We start from the raw sequence: 22,911 nt of genomic DNA, 5'->3' as shown, positions 1-22,911 counted from the left end.
ATGACGGACCGTAAGGCTCAACTCGCAGCAAATCTGGCACGGGTGGAGGAACGCATCGCTTCGGCGTGCGCCGCCGCCGGCCGTGAGCGCGAGGAAGTGACCCTGATCGTGGTCACCAAGACGTACCCCGCGAGCGATGTGCGGATCTTGTCGGAACTCGGTGTGCGCGATGTCGCCGAGAACCGCGACCAGGACGCGGCGCCCAAGGCCGCGGAATGTGCGGATCTGCCGCTCCGGTGGCACTTTGTCGGGCAGTTGCAGACCAACAAGGTTCGCTCCGTGGTCGGTTATGCCGACGTCGTGCAGTCCGTCGACCGGTCGAAGCTCGTCACGTCACTGTCGACGGCGGCCGTGCGCGCCGAGCGTGAACTCGGCTGTCTGATCCAGGTCGCGCTCGACGCCGGGGAGAACGGGCGGGGCGAGCGCGGCGGCGTAGGGCCGGGCGGAATCGAGGAGTTGGCCGCAATTGTGGCGGACTCTCCCGGTCTGCGCCTTGACGGTCTGATGACGGTCGCTCCGCTCACCGGTCCGTACGCGGATCGCCAACGGGCGGCGTTCGAGCGGCTGATGGATTTGTCGACTGACCTGCGCCGGGCTCATCCGGCTGCGAACATGGTGTCAGCAGGGATGAGTGCGGACCTCGAACAGGCCGTGGCGGCCGGAGCGACACATGTGCGCGTCGGTACGGCGGTACTCGGAGTCCGACCCAGGCTCGGGTAACGTCGCCAAGAAGTCGGACCACAGCAGAAAATATGGTCATTCTCGCTGATGGGCGGGGAGATCGCGTGGATCGCAGGCACTTTGGTTGACGTCAGCCGATCCACCACAGAGCGGAGGACTCAGAGCAATGGCCGGCGCGATGCGCAAGATGGCGGTCTACCTCGGCCTCGTGGAGGACGATGGGTACGACGGCCGGGGGTTCGACCCCGACGACGACTTCGAGCCTGAGCTGGACCCCGAACCCGAGCGGGACCGCAGGCGCCACGAATCGTCGCATCAGTCGCACAACACCCATCAGCCACATCAGTCCCAACGGGACGAATCGGTACGAGTGGTGCAGCCTCCCGCCCAGCGCGAACCGGCTCCGCTGCCCGTGGAATCCGGACGTCCGGCGCGAATCGCCCCCGTGGCATCCATCACACCTGAACGCCAGAGCCTGGAGAAGAACGCACCGGTGATCATGCCCAAGGTTGTGTCCGAGCGGGAGCCCTACCGCATCACGACGCTGCACCCCCGGACGTACAACGAGGCCCGTACCATCGGGGAACACTTCCGTGAGGGCACTCCGGTGATCATGAATCTGACGGAGATGGACGACACCGATGCGAAGCGACTTGTCGACTTTGCCGCCGGTCTCGTCTTCGGTCTGCACGGCAGCATTGAGCGGGTGACGCAGAAGGTGTTCCTGTTGTCGCCTGCTAACGTCGATGTCACGGCAGAGGACAAGGCCCGCATCGCAGAGGGCGGGTTCTTCAACCAGAGCTGAGACGCAGCACCGGTGAAGTGCCGGTGCAGTAACTAGCCACGAAGCACGAGACACAGGGGAGAGGGAACCGCGGACATGAGCGTGGTTTTGGATGTTGTCTACATCGCGCTGATGTGTTTCCTCATCGTGCTGATCTTCAGGCTGGTCATGGACTACGTCTTCCAGTTCGCCCGCTCGTGGCAACCCGGCAAGGCGATGGTGGTCGTACTTGAGGCCACCTACACTGTCACTGATCCACCGCTCAAGCTTCTGCGGCGGTTCATTCCGCCGCTGCGTCTCGGGGGCGTGGCGCTCGACCTGTCCTTCTTCGTACTGATGATCATCGTCTACATCCTGATCTCCGTCGTGAGCCGGCTGTGAACGATACGGTCTTGCCGAATGCCGACGACTACGTTGAGGTGAAGAGATGCCGTTGACCCCCGAGGACGTGCGGAACAAGCAGTTCACGACCGTCCGCCTCCGAGAAGGCTATGACGAGGACGAGGTCGATGCCTTCCTCGATGAGGTCGAAGGCGAACTGACTCGCCTTCTCCGAGAGAACGAGGACCTGCGCGCGAAGCTCGCCGCAGCCACCCGCGCCGCTGCGCAGAACCAGCAGCAGGGCGGCATGCGCAAGCCTCCGGAACCGCAGGACCAGCGCGGTCCCGGGGCGCCGGTGCCCGCCGCAATATCGGGTCCGCAGCCGGTGCAGCCGCAGCAGCAGATGGGTGGCCCCATGGGCGGCCCGCCCCAGCTGCCCAGCGGTGCTCCGCAGCTGCCCGCAGGCCCCGGTGGACATGGTCCGCAGGGTCCCGGTCCGCAGGGCCCCGGCCCGATGGGCCAGGGTCCGATGGGCCAGGGTCACCCCGGCCAGAACCAGCTCGGTCAGGGCCAGATGGGCCAGGGCCAGATGCAGCAGCAGATGGGCGGCCCGATGGGCGGTCCCATGGGTGGCCCCATGGGCGGTCACGGTCCACAGATGCCGCAGCCCGGTCAGGGACCCGGTGGCGACAGCGCCGCCCGTGTCCTCTCCCTTGCGCAGCAGACCGCCGACCAGGCGATCGCGGAGGCCCGTTCCGAGGCCAACAAGATCGTCGGTGAGGCCCGCAGCCGCGCCGAGGGCCTCGAGCGTGACGCCCGTGCCAAGGCCGACGCCCTGGAGCGGGACGCGCAGGAGAAGCACCGCGTCGCGATGGGCTCCCTCGAGTCCGCCCGCGCCACGCTGGAGCGCAAGGTCGAGGACCTGCGTGGCTTCGAGCGCGAGTACCGCACGCGGCTGAAGTCCTACCTCGAGTCGCAGCTGCGTCAGCTGGAGACCCAGGCCGACGACTCGCTGGCTCCCCCGCGGACGCCGGCGACCGCGTCGCTGCCGCCGTCGCCCGCGCCTTCCATGGCGTCGGCCGGTGCGGGTGCCCCGTCCTACGGTGGCAACCAGACCATGGGCGGCAACCAGCCGCCGGCCGGTCCGTCCTACGGCGGTCAGCAGCAGATGTCGCCGGCGATGACCCAGCCGATGGCGCCGGTGCGGCCGCAGGGTCCCGCGCCGATGCAGCAGGCTCCGTCGCCGATGCGCGGTTTCCTCATCGACGAGGACGACAACTGACGGGCGTGACCACGCCTTAGGCGTCGGCAGCGTTCAAGGGCCGGGCCCCCGGATTTCCGGGGGCCCGGCCCTTTGCCGTGGTCAGAGTGCAGAAGTCGCCGTGGGCCGGCGGTGGATACCGCGGTGGGCCAGGGGCGGACGGCGGTGGGCCGGCGGCGGCAGCGCTGCGGGACAGGCACGGATGCTGCCTCGGACGTGGTGCAGAAACGTTCATCTGTGCGTGAGTACGAAACGCCGAAGGCCCGGTCCCGCCAAGATCTTTGGCGGGACCGGGCCTTCGGTCGTGGGCTACGCCTTGCGGAGGCGGAACGCGAGGGCGAGAGGCTCGTCCGTGAACGTCTCGCCGTAGGTGTCGTCGGCCTCGCCCTGGGCGAAGTCCGTGGCGAGGACCTCGTCCGCGATCAGCGTGGCGTGCTCGGACAGGGCCGTGACGACCGCGGGCTCCGTGGACGTCCACCGCAGGGCGATCCGGTCCGCGACGTCCAGGCCGCTGTTCTTACGGGCCTCCTGGATCAGGCGGATCGCATCACGGGCCAGACCCGCCTGACGCAGTTCCTCCGTGATCTCCAGGTCGAGCGCGACCGTCGCGCCGGAGTCCGAGGCGACGGACCAGCCCTCGCGCGGGGTCTCCGTGATGATGACCTCATCGGGCGCCAGCGTGATCGTCTCGCCGTCCACCTCGACCGACGCCGTGCCCTCGCGCAGGCCGAGCGAGAGCGCGGCGGCGTCCGCCTCGGCGACCGCCTTCGCGACCGCCTGGACGCCCTTGCCGAACCGCTTGCCCAGGGCGCGGAAGTTCGCCTTGGCGGTCGTGTCGACCAGTGAGCCGCCGACCTCGGAGAGCGACGCCAGCGAGGAGACGTTGAGCTCCTCGGTGATCTGCGCGTGCAGCTCCGGGTTGAGCGTCTCGAAGCCCGCGGCCGCGACGAGCGCGCGGGACAGCGGCTGACGCGTCTTGACACCCGACTCCGCGCGCGTGGCGCGGCCCAGCTCGACCAGGCGCCGGACGAGGACCATCTGCCGGGACAGGTCCGGGTCGACGGCGGAGAGGTCCGCCTCCGGCCACGTGGACAGGTGGACCGACTCGGGGGCGCCCGGGGTGACGGGAACCACCAGGTCCTGCCAGACCCGCTCCGTGATGAACGGGGTCAGCGGCGCCATCAGGCGCGTGACCGTCTCGATGACCTCGTGCAGGGTGCGCAGGGCCGCCTTGTCGCCCTGCCAGAAGCGGCGGCGCGAGCGGCGCACGTACCAGTTCGACAGATCGTCGACGAACGAGGAGAGCAGCTTGCCGGCGCGCTGGGTGTCGTACGCCTCCAGGGACTGCGTCACCTGGTCGGTGAGCGCGTGCAGTTCGGAGAGCAGCCAGCGGTCGAGCACGGTGCGGTCGGCGGGGGCCGGGTCGGCCTCGCTGGGCGACCAGTCCGACGTACGGGCGTACAGGGCCTGGAAGGCGACCGTGTTCCAGTACGTCAGGAGGGTCTTGCGGACCACTTCCTGGATCGTGCCGTGGCCGACGCGGCGCGCGGACCACGGGGAGCCGCCGGCGGCCATGAACCAGCGCACCGCGTCCGCGCCGTGCTGGTCCATCAGCGGGATCGGCTGGAGGGTGTTCCCCAGGTGCTTGGACATCTTGCGGCCGTCCTCGGCGAGGATGTGGCCGAGGCACACGACGTTCTCGTAGGACGACTTGTCGAAGACGAGCGTGCCGACCGCCATGAGGGTGTAGAACCACCCGCGGGTCTGGTCGATGGCCTCCGAGATGAACTGCGCCGGGTACCGGCTCTCGAAGAGCTCCTTGTTCTTGTACGGGTAGCCCCACTGTGCGAACGGCATCGAACCCGAGTCGTACCAGGCGTCGATGACCTCGGGCACGCGCGTGGCCGTCTTCTCGCACTGGGGGCACGCGAAGGTGACCTCGTCGATGAAGGGGCGGTGCGGGTCGAGGTTCGCCAGGTCGGTGCCGGTCAGCTCGCCGAGCTCGGCCAGCGAGCCGACGCAGGTGAGGTGGTCGTCCTCACAGCGCCACAGCGGGAGCGGGGTGCCCCAGTAGCGGCTGCGGGAGAGGGCCCAGTCGATGTTGTTGTTCAGCCAGTCGCCGAAGCGGCCGTGCTTCACGCTCGAAGGGAACCAGTTGGTCTTCTCGTTCTCCTGGAGAAGGCGGTCCTTGATCTCCGTGGTGCGGATGTACCAGGACGGCTGCGCGTAGTAGAGCAGCGCCGTGTGGCAGCGCCAGCAGTGCGGGTAGCTGTGCTCGTACGGGACGTGCAGGAAGAGCAGGCCGCGGTCCTTGAGGTCCTCGGTGAGCTTTTCGTCCGCCTTCTTGAAGAAGACACCGCCCACGAGCGGGACGTCCTCCTCGAAGGTGCCGTCGGGACGGACCGGGTTCACCACCGGCAGGCCGTACGCCTTGCAGACCTTGAGGTCGTCCTCACCGAACGCGGGGGACTGGTGGACGAGACCGGTGCCGTCCTCGGTCGTGACGTACGCGGCGTTGACCACGTAGTGGGCCTCGGCCGGGAACTCCACGAGCTCGAAGGGACGTTGGTACTTCCAGCGCTCCATCTCGGCGCCGGTGAAGGACTCGCCGGTCTTCTCCCAGCCCTCGCCGAGCGCCTTCTCGACGAGGGGCTCGGCGACGACGACCTTCTCGTTGCCGTCCGTCGCGACGACGTAGCGGACGTCGGGGTGCGCGGCGACCGCCGTGTTCGAGACGAGCGTCCAGGGGGTCGTCGTCCAGACGAGGAGCGAGGCCTCGCCGGCCAGCGGACCGGAGGTGAGCGGGAAACGGACGTAGACGGAGGGGTCGGCGACCGTCTCGTAGCCCTGCGCCAGCTCGTGGTCCGAGAGTCCGGTGCCGCAGCGGGGGCACCAGGGGGCGACGCGGTGGTCCTGGGTCAGCAGGCCCTTGTTGAAGATCTCCTTGAGCGACCACCAGACGGACTCGATGTACTCGGGGTCCATGGTGCGGTACGCGTCGTCGAGGTCGACCCAGTAACCCATGCGGGTCGTCAGGTCGGTGAAGGCGTCGGTGTGGCGGGTCACGGACTCGCGGCACATGGCGTTGAACTCGGCGATGCCGAACGCCTCGATGTCCTTCTTGCCGTTGAAGCCGAGCTCCGTCTCGACCGCCAGCTCCACGGGCAGACCGTGGCAGTCCCAGCCGGCCTTGCGGGCCACGTGGTAGCCGCGCATGGTGCGAAAGCGCGGGAAGACGTCCTTGAAGACGCGGGCCTCGATGTGGTGGGCGCCCGGCATGCCGTTGGCCGTGGGCGGGCCCTCGTAGAACACCCACTCGGGGCGTCCCTCGGACTGCTCCAAGGTCTTGGCAAAGATCTTCTGCTCGCGCCAGAAGTCGAGCACGGCGTGCTCGAGGGCGGGCAGGTCGACCTGGGCGGGCACCTGGCGGTACGTCATCGATCTTCCTCCGGCGGACACTGTTTCTTCCGTCTCCGTCGGAGGGACGAGAGCTTCGTCTGTGACGTACGCCGTGTGCGGCGCGCTCCCGCGGTACCACCCTCCTTGGCCCTCCGGGGCGCTGAATGCTCCGGTGAGCCCCCTCATTGGGGTCGCGATGCCGGTTCTACTCGCCCCGCGAGCGGGGTTTTCTTCCGGCGGCTCCGGGGTGATCTTCGCGTCGCGCTCGCCCCCGGGCTTCCACCGTCCCCGGGTCGCTCATGGCTGCGTACGCCGCTACTCGGCCCCATCCACGCTTCTCGCTCCGCCCAGTGTACGGGGCCCGGGCGCACGCGGCCGACCGGTTTTCGGGTGGGCGACGGCAGGGCCCCGGGCGGCAGGTGTCAGACGTGCTGAGGGGTCTCGTCCTTGAGTCCGCTGCGGATCATGTTCCGCAGCTCGGGGGTGTCGGTGTGACCGTGGACGGACACGGCGTGCTCGGCCGCGGCGCGGACCACCTCGTCCTCCTCGCCCGTGATGGCGAGCGTGCAGTTCGTCTCGCTCGGCATGTCACGGCAGTCGACTACTTTGCGCATGATGATGCACCTTCTCATCTTCTGCCCCAGTTTATTCCTCCGGAGTGCCACGAGACGGGCTCGTCCAGGGCTTTCGCCGGGCCGGTCACGGCCGTGTGGACTGACCCGAATGGCGACATGGGGCGCGGCGGATCCTCGGGCCCGGGGCCTCGGCGGATTACCCGGCGGGGAGCTGGGCACAACGCTTGCAGGTCTGCCGCGCGGGACGCGCGGGGCGGGCGCATCGGGAGGTGTGCCCCGTTGCCGCGGGTCAGAAGTCGATTTATCGTCCCAGCACGATTCGCGTGCAAGATCACAAAATGTGAAGGGGCCGCGGCCATGGTGGCGAAAAAGAGTCCGGCGGGGGTGCGAGAGGTATCCGCCGGCGTGAAGGCCGCGGCCGAGGAGGCGGTGCCCGCCACGGCGGCGGCCAAGGCGGCCCCGGCCGCGAAGAAGCCCGCTGCCGGGAAGAAGGGCACCGCGACGGAGACGGCCGCCAAGAAGAGCACGGCGGCCACGAAGGCCACTACGAAGAGGGCAGGTACGAAGACCGCGGCCGCCAAGAAGACGGCGAAGGCCGCGAAGACGGCCGCCGGGCCCGTGACCAAGGCGACCAAGGCCACCAACAACACGAGGACCGCCAAGTCGAAGAAGGCCGCGAAGCCCACCACGAGGACGACGTCCACGCAGACCTCCGCGGAAGCGGAGAGCGCCGCCGCCGAGAAGGGCGCGGCCGGGAGAACGGGCGCCAGGAAGAGCGCGGTCAAGAAGGCCACCGGCCACAAGACCGCGGAGAAGAAGACGGTCGCGTCCGCGGCCGATGGCGCGGCGTCGGCCGCGGAGAAGACGGGAGCCACGACTGTGGTTGCGAAGAAGACCCCTGGCACGGCCACGCCGAAGGAGTCCCACGCGGTGCCGAAGGCGAGGGTCGCGGCCGCGCCGGACGAGCTCGCGGTACGGCCGGGCGAGGACCCCTGGACCCCGGCGGAGGTCGAGGAGGCGCGGGCGGAGCTCCAGAGCGAGGCGCTGCGCCTGAACAGCGAGATCGAGTCGTCGGAGAAGTCCCTCGCCGGGCTCATGCGGGACTCCGGGGACGGAGCCGGCGACGACGAGGCGGACACCGGCACGAAGAACATCACGCGGGAGCACGAGCTGTCGCTGGCGGCGAACGCCAGGGAGATGCTCCAGCAGACCGAGCGCGCCCTGGAGCGGCTCGACGCGGGGACGTACGGCATCTGCGAGACCTGCGGGAACCCCATCGGCAAGGCGCGGATGCAGGCCTTCCCGCGGGCGACCCTGTGCGTCGAGTGCAAGCAGAAGCAGGAGCGCCGTTCCTGACCCCGCCGCGCGCGACGCCACACAGTCGCTCCTGGGCTGCTGAGGGCGTACATGTGTGCCGTACTCTCGTCCTCAGTCAGGTACCTAGGTTGAGGGACTCACGTGGCAGAGGCGGAGCGCGTCATCGGTACTCCGGACACCCCGGATGCGGGGGCAGACGGGCCGGACAACGGCGGGGAGGCCCAGGAGCGGCCCAAGGGCAAGCGGAAGATCGCCGTGCTGTTCGCGGTGGCCGCCCTCGCGTACGCCCTCGACCTGGTCAGCAAGATGATCGTGGTCGCGAGGCTGGAGCACCACGAGCCGATCGAGCTCCTCGGTGACTGGCTGCGGCTCGAGGCGATCAGGAACGCGGGCGCCGCGTTCGGCATCGGCGAGGCCTTCACGATCATCTTCACCGTGATCGCCGCGGCCGTGATCGTCGTGATCGCCCGGCTCGCCCGCAAGCTCTACAGCCTGCCCTGGGCGATCGCCCTGGGGCTGCTGCTCGGCGGCGCGCTCGGCAATCTCACCGACCGGATCTTCCGTTCGCCCGGCGTCTTCGAAGGCGCTGTGGTCGACTTCATCGCGCCGAAGGACTTCGCGGTGTTCAACCTCGCCGACTCGGCGATCGTGTGCGGCGGCATCCTGATCGTGCTCCTCTCGTTCCGGGGGCTCGACCCGGACGGGACCGTCCACAAGGACTGAGGGACCAGGGGCTTCACCCCGCGCGGTCCGGAGCGTCGGCGGGCTCCTGCATACTCAATGGGTGAGCACGTTTCCCGAGATCCGAACCCTGCCCGTGCCCGACGGCCTGGAGGGCGAGCGCGTAGACGCCGCCATCTCCCGCATGTTCGGCTTCTCCCGCACCAAGGCCGCCGAGCTCGCCGCGGCGGGGAAGGTCGCGGTGGACGGCTCTGTGGTCGGCAAGTCCGAGCGCGTGCACGGCGGGGCCTGGCTCGAGGTGGAGATGCCGCAGGCGCCCGCCCCGGTGCAGATCGTCGCCGAGCCCGTCGAGGGCATGGAGATCGTCCATGACGACGACGACATCGTCGTGATCATGAAGCCCGTGGGCGTCGCCGCACACCCCAGCCCCGGCTGGACCGGGACGACCGTGATCGGTGGCCTCGCCGCCGCCGGGTACCGGATCTCCACGTCCGGCGCCGCCGAGCGCCAGGGCATCGTCCACCGGCTCGACGTCGGCACCTCCGGCCTCATGGTCGTCGCCAAGTCGGAGCGCGCGTACACGACGCTGAAGCGGCAGTTCAAGGAGCGCGTCGTCGACAAGCGCTACCACTCGCTGGTCCAGGGGCACCCGGACCCGATGAGCGGCACGATCGACGCCCCCATCGGGCGCCACCCGAACCACGACTACAAGTGGGCCGTGACCGCCGAGGGCAAGCCCTCCGTCACCCACTACGACCTCATCGAGGCGTTCCGCGCCGCCAGCCTGCTCGACATCAAGCTGGAGACGGGGCGTACGCACCAGATCCGTGTGCACATGTCGGCCCACCGGCACCCCTGCGTCGGCGATCTGACGTACGGCGCCGACCCGACGCTCGCCAAGCGGCTCGGCCTCACGCGCCAGTGGCTGCACGCCGTGCGGCTCGGCTTCGAGCACCCGGCCGACGGCGAGTGGGTGGAGTTCTCCAGCCAGTACCCCGATGATCTGCAGACGGCCCTGGACCGCGTCCGGGCGGAAAGCTCGTGACCGTGCCGCAGCCCTCTTCCCCGTACGTGGTGCGGGTCGCCGACAGCGAGTCCGACCGCACGGCGTGCTTCGCGGTGCGCCAGGAGGTCTTCGTCGTCGAGCAGCGGGTTCCTCAGGAACTCGAGTACGACGAGTACGACGACGGGGCCGGCACGGTGCACGTGCTGGCGCTGCGCGCCGACGGTGAGCCGCTCGGCACGGGGCGGCTGCTGACGGGCGCCGCCGCCGTGGCGAAGAACGGCGGGGACGCCGGGGTCGGCGCGCTCGGGCGGCTCGCGGTGGCGAAGGCCGCCCGCGGGCTCGGCGTGGGCGCGGCCCTCGTGCGGGCCATCGAGGACGCCGCGGCGGAGCGTGGGCTCGTCGCCGTGGACCTGCACGCCCAGACGCATGCCCTGGGGTTCTACGAGCGCCTCGGCTATGCCGTGTACGGACCGGAGTTCCCCGACGCGGGGATTGCGCACCGCGCGATGCGCAAGACGCTGGGGCAGCCGCAGGTCTGAGCGCGGAGCACGGCCGGTGGCGGGCCTGACTCGCGTCTCGACGGGCCGGTCCGGCGTCCGCGCGGCGCCGACCCGCGCCACAAATCACCACAGAGCGATGTGCGTGGCACGCTGGGGACTTGATCGTCCGATGGCTTGACCGCCGCTACTCGCCGGGGTGCGCACCGTGGATCAGTTGGCCCTGCTGTTCGTGCTCTTGCTCGGGGCCGTGCTGAGCGTGCCCCTCGGAGACCGGCTCGGGCTGCCCGCGCCCGTCCTGATGACGCTGCTCGGCATCAGTCTGGCGCTCCTCCCGGTCGTGCCGAACGTCGAGGTCCCGCCCGACCTGATCCTCCCGATCCTCCTGCCGCCCCTGCTCTACGCGGCCGTGAAGCGCACGTCATGGCGTCAGTTCGCGGCGAACAAGAAACCGATCTTCCTGCTCGCCGTGGCCCTGGTCTTCGTCACCACAGGGGCCGTCGCGTTCGTCGCCAGCGCCATCGTGCCGGGCCTGCCGATCGCCGCCGCCGTCGCGCTCGGGGCCCTCGTCGCGCCCCCCGACCCCGTCGCCGCGACCGCCGTGGCCGGTCAACTCGGCCTGCCCCGGCGCCTGGTGTCGACCCTGGAGGGCGAGGGCCTGTTCAACGACGTCACCGCGATCGTGCTCTACCACGTGGCCATCGCCGCGGTGGTGAGCGGCGGCTTCTCCTGGCCGGAGGCCGTCGTCTCGCTCCTGCTGTCCGCGGTCGTCGCGCTCGCCGTCGGGCTCGTGATCGGCTGGACCGCCAACAAGCTGATGGACTTCCTCGACGACTCCACGCTCCAGATCGGCCTCACGCTCCTGATGCCGTACGCCTCGTACGTGCTGGCCGAGGAGCTGCACGGCTCCGGTGTGCTCGCCGTACTCGTCACGGCGCTGTTCCTCGCCGAGTACGCCTTCGACGCGGACGACGTCATGACCCGGCTGACCGGCCGCGCCTTCTGGGACATCGTCGACACACTCGTCACCGGCGTCGCCTTCGGTCTCATCGGCCTCGAACTGCACAACGCGATCAGGACCGCGGCCGGCCGATGGGGCGAGATGCTCGGCTGGGCCGGCACGGTCGTGGCGGTCGTCGTCTTCGTCCGCCTGCTGTGGCTGCTTCCGGCGACCTGGCTGACGCGGCGTCTGCATGTGCGGCGGGACGTCGACGAGGACATCCCGATCTCCTGGCGCGAGACCGTGATCATGTGGTGGGCGGGAATGCGCGGGGTCGCCTCCGTCGCCCTGGCCCTCGCCATCCCGTTCACCATGGACGACAACTCGCCGTTCCCCGACCGCGACGAGATCGTCTTCATCGCGTTCGGCGTCATCATGGGCACCCTCGTGCTCCAGGGGCTGAGCCTGCCCTGGCTGGTGAAGAAGCTGGGGGTCAAGGCGGACGCAGAGGCCGAGAAGGAGTTCGAGCAGCAGCTCGCGCTCCGCGCGGCCAGGGCCGCCAAGCGACGGCTGAAGGAGATCGAGGAGGTCGAGGAGCTGCCCGACGACCTCTCCGACCAGATGGCGCGCAGGGCCTACGACATCGGACTGCGCATCGACCCCGAACTGGGCAGCGAGGAACGCAAGGAGGCGCACGCCAAGCGCGTCTCGCGAATCAAGCGCGTGCGCCGCATCCAGAACGAGATGCTCTCGGCCGCCCGTCACGAGGTGCTCGCGGCGCGCAGCGAGCCGGGCGCCGACCCCGAGATCGTGGACCGCGTACTGCGCCACCTCGACGTGCGCAGCCTGCGCTGAGGAGCACGGCCGCTGACGGGCGCGGGCGCCCCCGGATGGCACCATGGGCCACATGGACATCATGCTTTTCCACTCGACGTACGGCCTGCGTCCCGCCGTCCGTGACGCGGCCGACCGGCTCCGGGCCGCCGGACACGAGGTGTGGACCCCGGACCTCTTCGAGGGCCGCACCTTCGACACCGTCGAGGACGGCATGGCCTTCAACGAGGAGACCGGCAAGGACGAGCTGCTCAAGCGCGCCATCCTCGCCGCCGCCCCCTACTCCGAGCGCGGGCTCGTCTACGCCGGTTTCTCCCTGGGCGCCTCGATCGCGCAGACCCTGGCCCTCGGCGACGAGAAGGCGCGCGGCCTGCTGCTCCTGCACGGCACCTCGGACATCGCCGAGAACGCGTCCGTGGACGAACTGCCCGTCCAGCTGCACGTGGCCGAGCCCGACCCGTTCGAGACCGACGACTGGCTGAGCGCCTGGTACCTCCAGATGGGCCGGACCGGCGCCGACGTGGAGGTCTACCGCTACCCGGGCGCCGGTCACCTCTACACCGACCCCGAACTGCCGGACTACGACGCGGAGGCGGCCGAGGCCACCTGGCGGGTGGCGCTCGGCTTCCTCGATTCGCTGTAGGGCCCGTCCCGCGGTCCGCTAGCCCGCGCGGTACGCCGTCCAGCTGTCCTTCATCCGCTGCACCTGGCCCGCGGTGAACTGGTACATGCAGGAGTCGTACGTGTAGTCCATGAAGTTGTGGATCGGGTCGACACCCGTCTTGTTGGTGCAGGTGTCGCGCCCGGTCGGGCACTCGAACGCGGCGCTCTTCTCGGCCGGGGTGTCGGAGACGTAGTCACCGTTGCCGTTACAGCCGCCCTGGAACGTGTGGTACAGCCCCATCCAGTGGCCGATCTCGTGGGTGCCCGTGTCGCCCTGGTTGTAGTTGGTGGCCGAGCCGCCCGGCAGCGAGGTGTCGAGGACGACCACGCCGTCGTCGGACGGGTTCGACTTGTACGAGGACGGGAAGGTCGCCCAGCCGAGCAGGTCCTGGCCGAGGTTGGCCGTGTAGAAGTTGAGCGCGTTCGCACCGCCCTTGCGGAGCGAGGATTTCATGGACTTCTCGGCGGCCGAGCCCGGCGTGATGCCGTTGTACCAGGCGGCGTTGTCCGTGTAGTCGGTGCCGGCCAGCGTGAACGTGAAGCCCGAGTCGTTGTTGCCGGTGCCCTGGCCGCTGTAGGCCGCGTTCAGGACGTCGATCTGCTGGGCGATGTCGTTCGACGTGAGGTTGCCGGTCGCGCCGTCGTGGATGACGTGGACGTAGACCGGGATCGTGGTCGACGCGGCGGCGAGGCCTCTGGAGAGTGTGCCGTCGGCGCGCATCCTGTCGAGTCTGCGCTGCATGTCCGCGTCCATGGACTTGGCCCTGGCCGCGCTGACCTCGTTCGGCTCCTGCGCGTGGGCGGCGCCGGTGGGCTTCTTCTCGCGTGCCACGGCGTTGCCGCTGTCGGCGCACTTCTCCGCGGCGACCGACGCCTTGGCGGTCGCCGCGCTGCCCGACGGGGCGGACAGCGGGGCGATGGCCAGGGTTCCGGCCACCAGCGCGGTGCCGATCAGCCGACGGCGCATCAGCGGAGATATTCGGGCAAGCGTGGTCATGCGGACTCCTCGCGGACGGGTGGGGAGAGGGACTTCCTCGCCGCCGCGGGGAGATTACGTGGCCATGTCATCTCCTGAAGAGCGAAGTTCTGGCCCAATCAATTGCCGCTCTTCCTCCGGCAATTCGGGGCAACGGGAAGAAATTTTGGTGTGGCGTCCGGAGTTTGAGATCCGTACGTAACGGGAGCGGTTACCGCGACGGGTGGTGTGTCCGCATTCGATCCGCGGACGGCACCACCCGCCGTAGTGCTGTGATCTGTTCTTAACGCGCCGACGAGTGGCTGGAATTGGACCCTCGTCCGCCACCCGGAGGCCGGGTCAGCGCACCGGCGCGTTCACCCGCTCGACCTTCTGCGTGCCGTCGAGCGTGCGGTAGGAGCGGGCCCACGAGGTCGTCGCGGCCGGATCCCTGCGGTCGGAGACGACGTAGTAGTCCATCTGCGAGCGCTCGGCGGTGACGTCGAGGACGCCGTAGCCGTGCGCGTCCATGTCCAGCCACTTCACATGGCGGTTGGCCGCCTTGACGGCGCCCTCCGCCACCGTCGAGATGGTGTTCGGAGCCACGTGCAGGATGTCGTCGAGGTTGTCGGAGGTCACCGACGTGACGACGAACTCCGTGGCCGCGGACGGGGAGAGCGGATACGTTCCGGCCGTCACCGGCACGTCGTTCGCCCAGGCCATGTGGATGTCGCCGGTGAGGAAGACCGTGTTGCGGATCGCCTTGTCCCGCAGGTGCCCGATCAGCTCCTTGCGGTCGTGCGTGTAGCCGTCCCACTGGTCGACATTGATCGCGAGGCCGCCGGTCGGCAGGCCGAGCAACTCGGCGAGCGGCTCCAGCAGATGGGCCGGCAGCGAGCCGAAGGCGACCGGTGAGATCATCACCGAGGTGCCGACGAGCTTCCACGAGGCGTCGGACGCGGCCAGGCCCTCCTTGAGCCAGTCGAGCTGGGCGCGCCCGGTGATGGAGCGCTCGGGGGAGTCCACGTCGCCGTTGCCGACGGCCGACTGCCGGGAGCGGAACGAGCGCAGGTCGAGCAGGTGCAGATCGGCCAGCTTGCCGAAGCGCAGACGGCGGTAGACCGTGCCTGCGGTGGACGGGCGCACCGGCATCCACTCGAAGTAGGCCTGCTGGGCGGCCTGCCGGCGCGCCGCCCAGTCGCCCTCGGTGCCGGGTGTGTGGTTCTCCGCGCCGCCCGACCAGGCGTCGTTGGCGAACTCGTGGTCGTCCCAGATGGCGATCAGCGGGTGCGTGGCGTGCACGGCCATCACGTCGGCGTCGGTCTTGTGCAGGCCGTGGCGCACGCGGTAGTCGGCGAGGGTGAGGATCTCGTGCCGCGGCTCGTGCTGACGTACGACGTACTTGGCCTCGGGGTACTCGCCGGTCTTGTACTCGTAGATGTAGTCGCCGAGATGGAGCACCGCGTCCAGGTCGGTGCGGGCGGCGAGATGGCGGTACGCGGAGAAGTAGCCGGCCTCCCAGTTGGCGCACGAGACCACGCCGAACCGGATGCCCGCGGCCTGCGCGTCGAGCGCGGGCGCCGTGCGCGTACGGCCCACGGGGGAGACGGCGCCCTGGGGGCCCTGCGCGCAGAAGCGGAAGTAGTAGACGCTCGCCGGGAGCAGGCCCCTCACATCGGCCTTGACGGTGTGGTCGGCGGACGCCCGCGCCGTGATGGTGCCGTGGGCGACCACCTGACGGAAGTCCTTGTCCTGGGCGACCTCCCAGCGGACGTCCGTGTCGGGGCCCGTTCCGGAGCCGGGAACCGCGTCGGGGACGGGCGTCACGCGCGTCCACAGAAGGATGCCGTCGGGCAGCGGGTCGCCCGACGCGACGCCGTGCAGGAAGGCGGGCCCGTCGGCCGCGTGCGCGGGGGGCGCGGTGGCGAGCGGGGCGAGGGCGGCGGCCCCGGCCGTGGCGGCGGCGGCCTTCACGACCGAACGGCGGCGCGGGGCAAGGGAGTCGGCCGTATCGGCGGCGGCGCCGAGGGGGCTGTCTATGTTGAGTCGACTGGTCACGAGTGATCACATTACTGACCAGTAAAAGCAAAGTGTGGGCGAACTCCAAAGAGTTCGCCCACACTTCGACGGCGCGTCAGCCGGCCGGGTCATCAGCCGGCAGGACCGTCAGGCCTTGAGGGCCATGTCGATCGCGGTCGTGTAGTCGGCCACGTTCATCGGGGCGTTCCCATCGGGCCCGGTGAGCGTCTTGCCGTCCATCTTGAGGGTCGGCGTGCCCTTGACGTCGCTGGCGTCGAACTTCTTCGACATGGTCAGCGCCCACTTGTCGTAGGTGCCGTCCTTGACGTCCTTCTGGAACGCCTTGTTGTTCTTGAGGGCGTCGACGGTGTTCGCCACCTTGATCAGGTAGGCGTCCTTCTTGAACTTGTCGTCCGTCTCCTCGGGGTGGTTGGCCTTCGAGTACAGGGCGGTCTTGTACTGGAGGAACGCCTCCGGGCTGACATTCAGCGCGGCGCCCAGGGCGCTGAGGGCGTTCTTGGAGCCCTCGCCGTTGTCGCTGTTGTCGATGAACGTCGCGCCGATGTACTGGATCTTGTACTTGCCGGCCTCGACGTCCTTGTCGACGTTCGAGCCGACGGTCTGCTCGAAGGTGGCGCAGATCGGGCAGCGCGGGTCCTCGTACATCTGGAGGGTCTTCTTCGCGCTGTCCTTGCCGACGACGACCGTGGTCCCGTTCTTGCCCGACGTGTTCGCGGGCGCGACCAGCTTGTCGTCCTTCGCGGCCTCCCAGTAGCTGGGCTTGTTGGCCTGCATCACGGCGTAACCGATGCCGCCGGCGATCGCCAGGACGGCGACGATGGCACCGGCGACGGTCACCTGCCGCTTCGTCTTCTCCTTCTTGGCCTGCCGCTCGCGCTCGACGCGAAGGCGCTCGCGGGCGGCCGTCTTCGCGGCCTGGCTGTTCCTCTGGCTCATGATCGTTCTCCGTGTGGGTTCTGCGAGGTGTTCGGGGGGACTGCTGTGCCGTGCCCGGGCCTCAGGCGGCCAGGGCCACGCACGGCGGTCCGCGCCGTCCCACGGAGTGCGCCCACAGCTGCGTACGGGCGGCCCGCACCCGGCGCGAGGGGCGCCGCGGCAGGCGGCGTACGGGCTCCAGGTGGGCCCGCACCGCGGCGAAGGCGATCAGCAGCGGCCGGAAGGTGAAACCGGCGACCGCGCGCAGCAGCTGGGCCAGTGCCTGTTCGCCGCGGCGCAGCCAGGCGGCGGCGAGGAGGCCCACGGCGACATGCGCGCCGAGGAGCAGCCAGGCGGCGGCCGGGTCGGTGTGCGCGAGGAGGGCGGCCGCCCTGTCGGTGTGGCCGCCGGCCATGCGGGCCAGCGGCGTACCGACGCCGCCGCACAGGACGTCGAGGCCGACCGCGCGCAGCGGCCCGGCGACGGGCCCGCCCGCCGCGCCGTAACAGACGTGCTGGCCCGTGGTGAACACCGTGTCGGCGGCCAGCTCCAGTGGCACGAGCAGGGCAGCGATCCGGCCGAAGCTCCGCTCGCGCCCCGCCAGCGCGTACGCGAGGACGAAGACGGCGAAGGCCGTGGCCGCCACCGTCACCACCGGAAGGGGGACCCGGGACAGCAGGACGTGCGACGCGGCGGAGAGCGTCACGACGAGCGCCGTGAAGAGCGCCGCGCGCACGGCTCTGAGCTGGGTCCCGGATATGTCGTCCATCGCGGAGGAGTGTGCCACGCGTTCCTGTAAGGGACCCCTAAAGGGTCGCTGTGCGTTATGGGAGCGTTGTCGGCCCCGGTGGCCTACAGGCCGGGGATCCGGCCGTTGCGGAAGAGGTCCACGAAGATCTGGTGGTCCGCACGCGCGCGTGCCCCGTAGTCGTGCGCGAAATCGACCAGCAGACCCGCGAAGCCGTCCTCGTCCGCCGCGATGGCCGCGTCGATGGCCCGCTCCGTGGAGAACGGCACGAGGGACTGCCCGGACAGGTCGTCGGCCGCCGCGTGCATCGTCGCCGTGGCCCGGCCGAGGTCGGCGACGACCGCGGCGATCTCGTCCAGGTCGTCGATGTCCGACCAGTCGAGGTCCACCGCGTACGGCGAGACCTCGGCGACCAGCTGCCCCGAGCCGTCCAGCTCGGTCCAGCCCAGCCACGGGTCCGCGTGTGCCTGGAGGGCGCGCTGCGAGATCACCGTGCGGTGGCCCTCGTGCTGGAAGTAGTCGCGGATCGTCGCGTCGGTGATGTGCCGCGACACGGCCGGCGTCTGCGCCTGCTTGAGATAGATCACGACATCGTTCTCCAGGGCGTCGCTGTTGCCCTCCAGGAGGATGTTGTACGAAGGCAGGCCCGCGGAGCCGATGCCGATGCCGCGCCGCCCCACGACGTCCTTCACGCGGTACGAGTCGGGGCGGGCCAGGGACGACTCGGGAAGCGTCTCCAGATACCCGTCGAAGGCCGCGAGGACCTTGTAGCGCGTGGCCGCGTCGAGCTCGATGGAACCGCCGCCTGGTGCGAAGCGGCGCTCGAAGTCACGGATCTCCGTCATCGAGTCGAGCAGCCCGAAGCGCGTCAGGGAGCGGGCGTCGCGCAGCGCGTCCAGGAGCGGACCGTCGGCGGTGTCCAGGGTGAAGGGCGGCACCTCGTCGCTCTTCGCGCCCGTCGCCAGCGCGTGGATGCGCTCGCGGTACGCGCCCGCGTACGTGCCCACCAGTTCGGTGATCTGCTCGTCGCTGAGCGCCTTGGAGTAGCCGATCAGTGCCACGGAGGCGGCGAAACGCTTGAGGTCCCAGGTGAAGGGGCCGACGTACGCCTCGTCGAAGTCGTTCACATTGAAGATCAGCCGGCCCGTGGAGTCCATGTACGTGCCGAAGTTCTCCGCGTGCAGATCGCCGTGGATCCACACCCGGCCCGTGCGGTCGTCCAGGTACGGGCCGCCGTGCCGCTCGCGCTCCAGGTCCGCGTAGAACAGGCATGCCGTGCCGCGGTAGAACGCGAACGCGGACGAGGCCATCTTCCGGAACTTGACCCGGAACGCCGCCGGGTCGGCGGCCAGGAGCTCGCCGAACGCCGTGTCGAAGACGGTGAGGATCTGCTCGCCGCGCTGTTCAGCGGTGGGCTGCGGGACCGACATCGCGGGGTGCCTCCTGGTGCGGGCCGTGCCGTCGGGGGTGACGGCGGATGATGACCGTGGATCGTGCCATGGGGGACAGCTGTCCTGCTCTGTCCAACGCCCGACCGTACCCCCGAGTGCCCGTCGGCCCGCCACTTGACCTCCGCCCCTCGGCGGGGCGCTGCCGCCGCAGAGTCCATCTCATATGTCAGTGGCCCCCCGTAGACTTCCAAGCTGTCCGTACGACTGCCCGCAGCCTGTCGCCGGTCCGTATCTTTCCGTTTTTCCGTTGGAGGCCGAACCCGTGTCAAAGCCGCCGTTCACGCACCTGCACGTCCACACCCAGTACTCGCTGCTGGACGGTGCCGCGCGGCTCAAGGACATGTTCAACGCCTGCAATGAAATGGGCATGACGCACATCGCCATGTCCGACCACGGCAACCTCCACGGGGCGTACGACTTCTTCCACACGGCGAAGAAGTCCGGGGTCGTCCCGATCATCGGGATCGAGGCGTACGTCGCCCCCGAGTCCCGGCGCAACAAGCGCAAGGTCCAGTGGGGCCAGCCGCACCAGAAGCGGGACGACGTGTCCGGTTCGGGTGGTTACACCCACAAGACGATCTGGGCGGCGAACAGCACGGGCCTGCACAACCTCTTCAAGCTGTCCTCGGACGCGTACGCCGAGGGCTGGCTGCAGAAGTGGCCACGCATGGACAAGGAGACGATCTCCCAGTGGTCGGAGGGGCTCATCGCCTCGACCGGCTGCCCTTCGGGCGAGCTCCAGACGCGCCTGCGCCTCGGCCAGTTCGACGAGGCCCTGAAGTCGGCCGCCGAGTACCAGGACATCTTCGGCAAGGACCGGTACTTCCTGGAGCTGATGGACCACGGCATCGAGATCGAGCGCCGGGTCCGCGACGGACTCCTGGAGATCGGCAAGAAGCTCGGCATCCCGCCCCTGGTGACGAACGACTCGCACTACACGTACGCGCACGAGGCGACCGCGCACGACGCCCTGCTGTGCATCCAGACCGGCAAGAACCTCTCGGACCCGGACCGCTTCCGCTTCGACGGCACGGGCTACTACCTCAAGACGACCGACGAGATGTACGCGATCGACTCCTCGGACGCCTGGCAGGAGGGCTGCGCCAACACGCTCCTGGTCGCCGAGCAGATCGACACCACCGGCATGTTCGAGAAGCGCGACCTCATGCCGAAGTTCGACATCCCGGCGGGCTTCACCGAGGTCACCTGGTTCCAGGAGGAGGTCCGGGTCGGCATGGAGCGCCGCTACCCGGGCGGCGTCCCCGAGGACCGGCAGAAGCAGGCCGAGTACGAGATGGACATCATCATCCAGATGGGGTTCCCGGGGTACTTCCTGGTCGTCGCCGACTTCATCATGTGGGCCAAGAACAACGGCATCGCGGTCGGCCCCGGCCGAGGCTCCGCGGCCGGTTCGATCGTCGCGTACGCCATGGGCATCACCGACCTCGACCCGATCACGCACGGCCTGATCTTCGAGCGGTTCCTGAACCCCGAGCGCGTCTCCATGCCCGATGTCGACATCGACTTCGACGAGCGCAGGCGCGTCGAAGTGATCAGGTACGTGACCGAGAAGTACGGCGCCGACAAGGTCGCCATGATCGGCACCTACGGAAAGATCAAGGCCAAGAACGCGATCAAGGACTCCGCGCGCGTCCTCGGCTACCCGTACGCGATGGGCGACCGCCTCACCAAGGCGATGCCCGCCGACGTCCTCGGCAAGGGCATCGACCTGTCGGGCATCACCGACCCCGCCCACCCGCGCTACAGCGAGGCGGGCGAGATCCGGGGGATGTACGAGAACGAGCCGGACGTCAAGAAGGTCATCGACACCGCCAAGGGCGTCGAGGGCCTGGTCCGGCAGATGGGCGTGCACGCCGCCGGCGTCATCATGTCCAGCGAGCCCATCGTCGACCACGCCCCGATCTGGGTCCGGCACACGGACGGCGTGACCATCACGCAGTGGGACTACCCGCAGTGCGAGTCGCTCGGCCTGCTGAAGATGGACTTCCTCGGCCTGCGCAACCTCACGATCATGGACGACGCCGTCAAGATGGTGAAGGCCAACAAGGGCATCGACCTGGAGATGCTCTCCCTGCCGCTGGACGACCCCAAGACGTACGAGATGCTCTGCCGCGGCGACACCCTCGGCGTGTTCCAGTTCGACGGTGGCCCGATGCGTTCGCTGCTGCGCCAGATGCAGCCCGACAACTTCGAGGACATTTCCGCCGTCTCGGCCCTGTACCGGCCGGGCCCGATGGGAATGAACTCGCACACGAACTACGCGGAGCGCAAGAACGGGCGCCAGGAGATCACCCCGATCCACCCGGAGCTCGAAGAGCCGCTGAAGGAGACCCTGGGTCTCACCTACGGCCTCATCGTGTACCAGGAGCAGGTGCAGAAGGCCGCCCAGATCATCGCCGGTTACTCGCTCGGCGAGGCCGACATCCTGCGCCGCGTGATGGGCAAGAAGAAGCCCGAGGAACTGGAGAAGAACTTCGTCCTCTTCCAGGCCGGTGCCAAGAAGAAGGGCTTCTCCGACGCGGCGATCCAGGCCCTGTGGGACGTTCTGGTGCCGTTCGCCGGATACGCGTTCAACAAGGCGCACTCCTCCGCGTACGGCCTCGTCACCTACTGGACCGCCTACCTCAAGGCGAACTACCCGGCCGAGTACATGGCCGCGCTGCTCACGTCGGTGAAGGACGACAAGGACAAGTCCGCGGTCTATCTGAACGAATGCCGGCGCATGGGCATCAAGGTTCTCCCGCCGAATGTGAACGAGTCGGAACACAACTTCGCCGCCCAGGGCGACGACGTGATTCTCTTCGGCCTCTCCGCCGTCCGTAACGTCGGTACGAACGTGGTCGAGTCGATCATCCGCAGCCGCAAGGCGAAGGGGAAGTACGCCTCCTTCCCCGACTACCTCGACAAGGTCGAGGCCGCCGCCTGCAACAAGCGCACCACGGAATCGCTCATCAAGGCAGGCGCGTTCGACACGATGGGGCACACCCGCAAGGGCCTCACCGCACAGTACGAGCCGATGATCGACAACGTCGTGCAGGTCAAGCGCAAGGAGGCCGAGGGCCAGTTCGACCTCTTCGGCGGCATGGGGGAGGAGGACAGCAGCGAGCCGGGCTTCGGGCTCGACGTCGAATTCTCCGAGGACGAGTGGGAGAAGACCTATCTCCTCGCCCAGGAGCGCGAGATGCTCGGTCTCTACGTCTCCGACCACCCGCTGTTCGGCCTCGAACACGTACTGTCCGACAAGGCCGACGCCGGCATCGGGCAGCTCACCGGCGGCGACTACTCGGACGGCTCGATCGTCACCATCGGCGGCATCATCTCGGGCCTCCAGCGCAAGATGACCAAGCAGGGCAACGCCTGGGCCATCGCGACCGTCGAGGATCTCGCCGGCTCCATCGAGTGCATGTTCTTCCCGGCGACGTATCAGCTGGTGTCGACCCAACTCGTCGAGGACGCGGTCGTGTTCGTCAAGGGCCGCCTCGACAAGCGCGAGGACGTGCCGCGCCTCGTCGCGATGGAACTCATGGTCCCCGACCTGTCGAACGCCGGGACCAACGCGCCCGTGACGATCACCATCCCCACGGTGAAGGTGACCCCGCCGATGGTCAGCAGGCTCGGTGAGATCCTCAGCCACCACAAGGGCAACAGCGAGGTGCGGATCAAGCTCCAAGGGGCCCGTAAGACAACGGTGCTGCGGCTCGACCGGCATCGCGTGCAGCCCGACCCCGCGCTCTTCGGCGACCTGAAGGTGCTGCTCGGGCCGTCCTGCCTGGCGGGCTGACGCGGGCCGAGAGGCCCTGAGGCCATGGTCATTACGTGCGT

General features: G+C 69.2%; 18 protein-coding genes. 11 read left to right on the top strand and 7 right to left on the bottom strand.

Annotated features, from left to right (window positions below):
- The 4 genes from ACFC96_RS30250 to ACFC96_RS30235 all read left to right on the top strand — a co-directional run bounded on the left by ACFC96_RS30250 (position 1) and on the right by ACFC96_RS30235 (position 3,068).
- Complete coding sequence (locus ACFC96_RS30250; protein ID WP_376615081.1) at positions 1–720, top strand: YggS family pyridoxal phosphate-dependent enzyme; 720 nt, start codon at positions 1–3, stop codon at positions 718–720.
- Between the two features lie 127 nt (positions 721–847).
- Positions 848–1,486, top strand: a complete 639-nt coding sequence (locus ACFC96_RS30245; protein ID WP_376258665.1) for a cell division protein SepF — start codon at positions 848–850, stop codon at positions 1,484–1,486.
- 75 nt (positions 1,487–1,561) lie between these two features.
- Positions 1,562–1,846 carry a YggT family protein gene (locus tag ACFC96_RS30240; protein ID WP_033318070.1) on the top strand — a complete coding sequence of 95 codons (285 nt, stop codon included), beginning with the start codon at positions 1,562–1,564 and terminating at the stop codon, positions 1,844–1,846.
- Positions 1,847–1,892: 46 nt separating this feature from the next.
- Complete coding sequence (locus ACFC96_RS30235; protein ID WP_266565241.1) at positions 1,893–3,068, top strand: DivIVA domain-containing protein; 1,176 nt, start codon at positions 1,893–1,895, stop codon at positions 3,066–3,068.
- Positions 3,069–3,356: 288 nt separating this feature from the next.
- Here ACFC96_RS30235 and ileS read toward each other — a convergent pair whose 3' ends face one another.
- Positions 3,357–6,485: an isoleucine--tRNA ligase gene (gene ileS, locus ACFC96_RS30230; protein ID WP_376615079.1), complete on the bottom strand. Its 3,129-nt coding sequence runs from the start codon at positions 6,483–6,485 to the stop codon at positions 3,357–3,359.
- A gap of 383 nt (positions 6,486–6,868) precedes the next feature.
- Positions 6,869–7,060, bottom strand: coding sequence for a DUF1059 domain-containing protein (locus ACFC96_RS30225; RefSeq protein WP_266565245.1), 192 nt, complete (start codon positions 7,058–7,060; stop codon positions 6,869–6,871).
- Positions 7,061–7,405: 345 nt separating this feature from the next.
- Between ACFC96_RS30225 and ACFC96_RS30220 the strand changes: the two genes are divergently transcribed.
- The 6 genes from ACFC96_RS30220 (at position 7,406) to ACFC96_RS30195 (ending at position 12,939) form a co-directional block, all read left to right on the top strand.
- A complete protein-coding gene (locus tag ACFC96_RS30220; RefSeq protein ID WP_376615077.1) occupies positions 7,406–8,377 on the top strand; it encodes a TraR/DksA family transcriptional regulator in 972 nt (323 codons plus the stop codon).
- Between the two features lie 102 nt (positions 8,378–8,479).
- The gene (lspA, locus tag ACFC96_RS30215) at positions 8,480–9,061 is read left to right on the top strand and encodes a signal peptidase II (protein WP_366119651.1); all 582 of its coding nucleotides are present in this window, start codon (positions 8,480–8,482) and stop codon (positions 9,059–9,061) included.
- A gap of 61 nt (positions 9,062–9,122) precedes the next feature.
- Positions 9,123–10,064 carry an RluA family pseudouridine synthase gene (locus ACFC96_RS30210; protein ID WP_376258659.1) on the top strand — a complete coding sequence of 314 codons (942 nt, stop codon included), beginning with the start codon at positions 9,123–9,125 and terminating at the stop codon, positions 10,062–10,064.
- A 2-nt stretch (positions 10,065–10,066) separates the two neighbouring features.
- Positions 10,067–10,564: a GNAT family N-acetyltransferase gene (locus ACFC96_RS30205; protein WP_376615075.1), complete on the top strand. Its 498-nt coding sequence runs from the start codon at positions 10,067–10,069 to the stop codon at positions 10,562–10,564.
- Positions 10,565–10,730: 166 nt separating this feature from the next.
- Entirely contained in the window at positions 10,731–12,317 is a 1,587-nt protein-coding gene (locus ACFC96_RS30200) for a Na+/H+ antiporter (protein WP_376615074.1), read from the top strand.
- Positions 12,318–12,369: 52 nt separating this feature from the next.
- On the top strand, positions 12,370–12,939 hold the full coding sequence (locus ACFC96_RS30195) for a dienelactone hydrolase family protein (RefSeq protein ID WP_376258654.1): 570 nt from the start codon (positions 12,370–12,372) through the stop codon (positions 12,937–12,939).
- A gap of 18 nt (positions 12,940–12,957) precedes the next feature.
- On the opposite strand, the gene ACFC96_RS30190 is transcribed toward ACFC96_RS30195, so the two are convergent.
- The 5 genes from ACFC96_RS30190 to ACFC96_RS30170 form a co-directional block, all read right to left on the bottom strand.
- A complete protein-coding gene (locus ACFC96_RS30190) occupies positions 12,958–13,956 on the bottom strand; it encodes a zinc metalloprotease (protein WP_376615072.1) in 999 nt (332 codons plus the stop codon).
- 318 nt (positions 13,957–14,274) lie between these two features.
- Positions 14,275–15,972, bottom strand: a complete 1,698-nt coding sequence (locus ACFC96_RS30185; RefSeq protein ID WP_376615070.1) for an alkaline phosphatase D family protein — start codon at positions 15,970–15,972, stop codon at positions 14,275–14,277.
- A 108-nt stretch (positions 15,973–16,080) separates the two neighbouring features.
- On the bottom strand, positions 16,081–16,890 hold the full coding sequence (locus tag ACFC96_RS30180; RefSeq protein ID WP_376615068.1) for a thioredoxin domain-containing protein: 810 nt from the start codon (positions 16,888–16,890) through the stop codon (positions 16,081–16,083).
- 61 nt (positions 16,891–16,951) lie between these two features.
- On the bottom strand, positions 16,952–17,638 hold the full coding sequence (locus tag ACFC96_RS30175) for a hypothetical protein (protein ID WP_376258647.1): 687 nt from the start codon (positions 17,636–17,638) through the stop codon (positions 16,952–16,954).
- Between the two features lie 83 nt (positions 17,639–17,721).
- On the bottom strand, positions 17,722–19,047 hold the full coding sequence (locus ACFC96_RS30170) for a DUF2252 domain-containing protein (RefSeq protein WP_376258645.1): 1,326 nt from the start codon (positions 19,045–19,047) through the stop codon (positions 17,722–17,724).
- Positions 19,048–19,330: 283 nt separating this feature from the next.
- Here ACFC96_RS30170 and dnaE point away from each other — a divergent pair, with 283 nt between their 5' ends.
- Positions 19,331–22,870: a DNA polymerase III subunit alpha gene (gene dnaE / locus ACFC96_RS30165; RefSeq protein WP_376258644.1), complete on the top strand. Its 3,540-nt coding sequence runs from the start codon at positions 19,331–19,333 to the stop codon at positions 22,868–22,870.
- Positions 22,871–22,911: the final 41 nt, after the last annotated feature.

This window comes from Streptomyces sp. NPDC055955, assembly GCF_042270245.1.
GTDB lineage: Bacteria > Actinomycetota > Actinomycetes > Streptomycetales > Streptomycetaceae > Streptomyces.
This window is presented reverse-complemented; position numbering and strand designations above follow the sequence as displayed.

Bases quoted from the DNA above. Each gene is read 5' to 3' on its own strand.
- ACFC96_RS30190 (WP_376615072.1), bottom strand. From the start codon at position 13,956: ATGACCACGCTTGCCCGAATATCTCCGCTGATGCGCCGTCGGCTGATC.
- ACFC96_RS30170 (WP_376258645.1), bottom strand. From the start codon at position 19,047: ATGTCGGTCCCGCAGCCCACCGCTGAACAGCGCGGCGAGCAGATCCTC.
- ACFC96_RS30175 (WP_376258647.1), bottom strand. From the start codon at position 17,638: ATGGACGACATATCCGGGACCCAGCTCAGAGCCGTGCGCGCGGCGCTC.
- ACFC96_RS30245 (WP_376258665.1), top strand. From the start codon at position 848: ATGGCCGGCGCGATGCGCAAGATGGCGGTCTACCTCGGCCTCGTGGAG.
- ACFC96_RS30195 (WP_376258654.1), top strand. From the start codon at position 12,370: ATGGACATCATGCTTTTCCACTCGACGTACGGCCTGCGTCCCGCCGTC.
- ACFC96_RS30240 (WP_033318070.1), top strand. From the start codon at position 1,562: ATGAGCGTGGTTTTGGATGTTGTCTACATCGCGCTGATGTGTTTCCTC.
- ACFC96_RS30235 (WP_266565241.1), top strand. From the start codon at position 1,893: ATGCCGTTGACCCCCGAGGACGTGCGGAACAAGCAGTTCACGACCGTC.
- ACFC96_RS30250 (WP_376615081.1), top strand. From the start codon at position 1: ATGACGGACCGTAAGGCTCAACTCGCAGCAAATCTGGCACGGGTGGAG.
- ACFC96_RS30225 (WP_266565245.1), bottom strand. From the start codon at position 7,060: ATGCGCAAAGTAGTCGACTGCCGTGACATGCCGAGCGAGACGAACTGC.
- ileS (WP_376615079.1), bottom strand. From the start codon at position 6,485: ATGACGTACCGCCAGGTGCCCGCCCAGGTCGACCTGCCCGCCCTCGAG.
- ACFC96_RS30180 (WP_376615068.1), bottom strand. From the start codon at position 16,890: ATGAGCCAGAGGAACAGCCAGGCCGCGAAGACGGCCGCCCGCGAGCGC.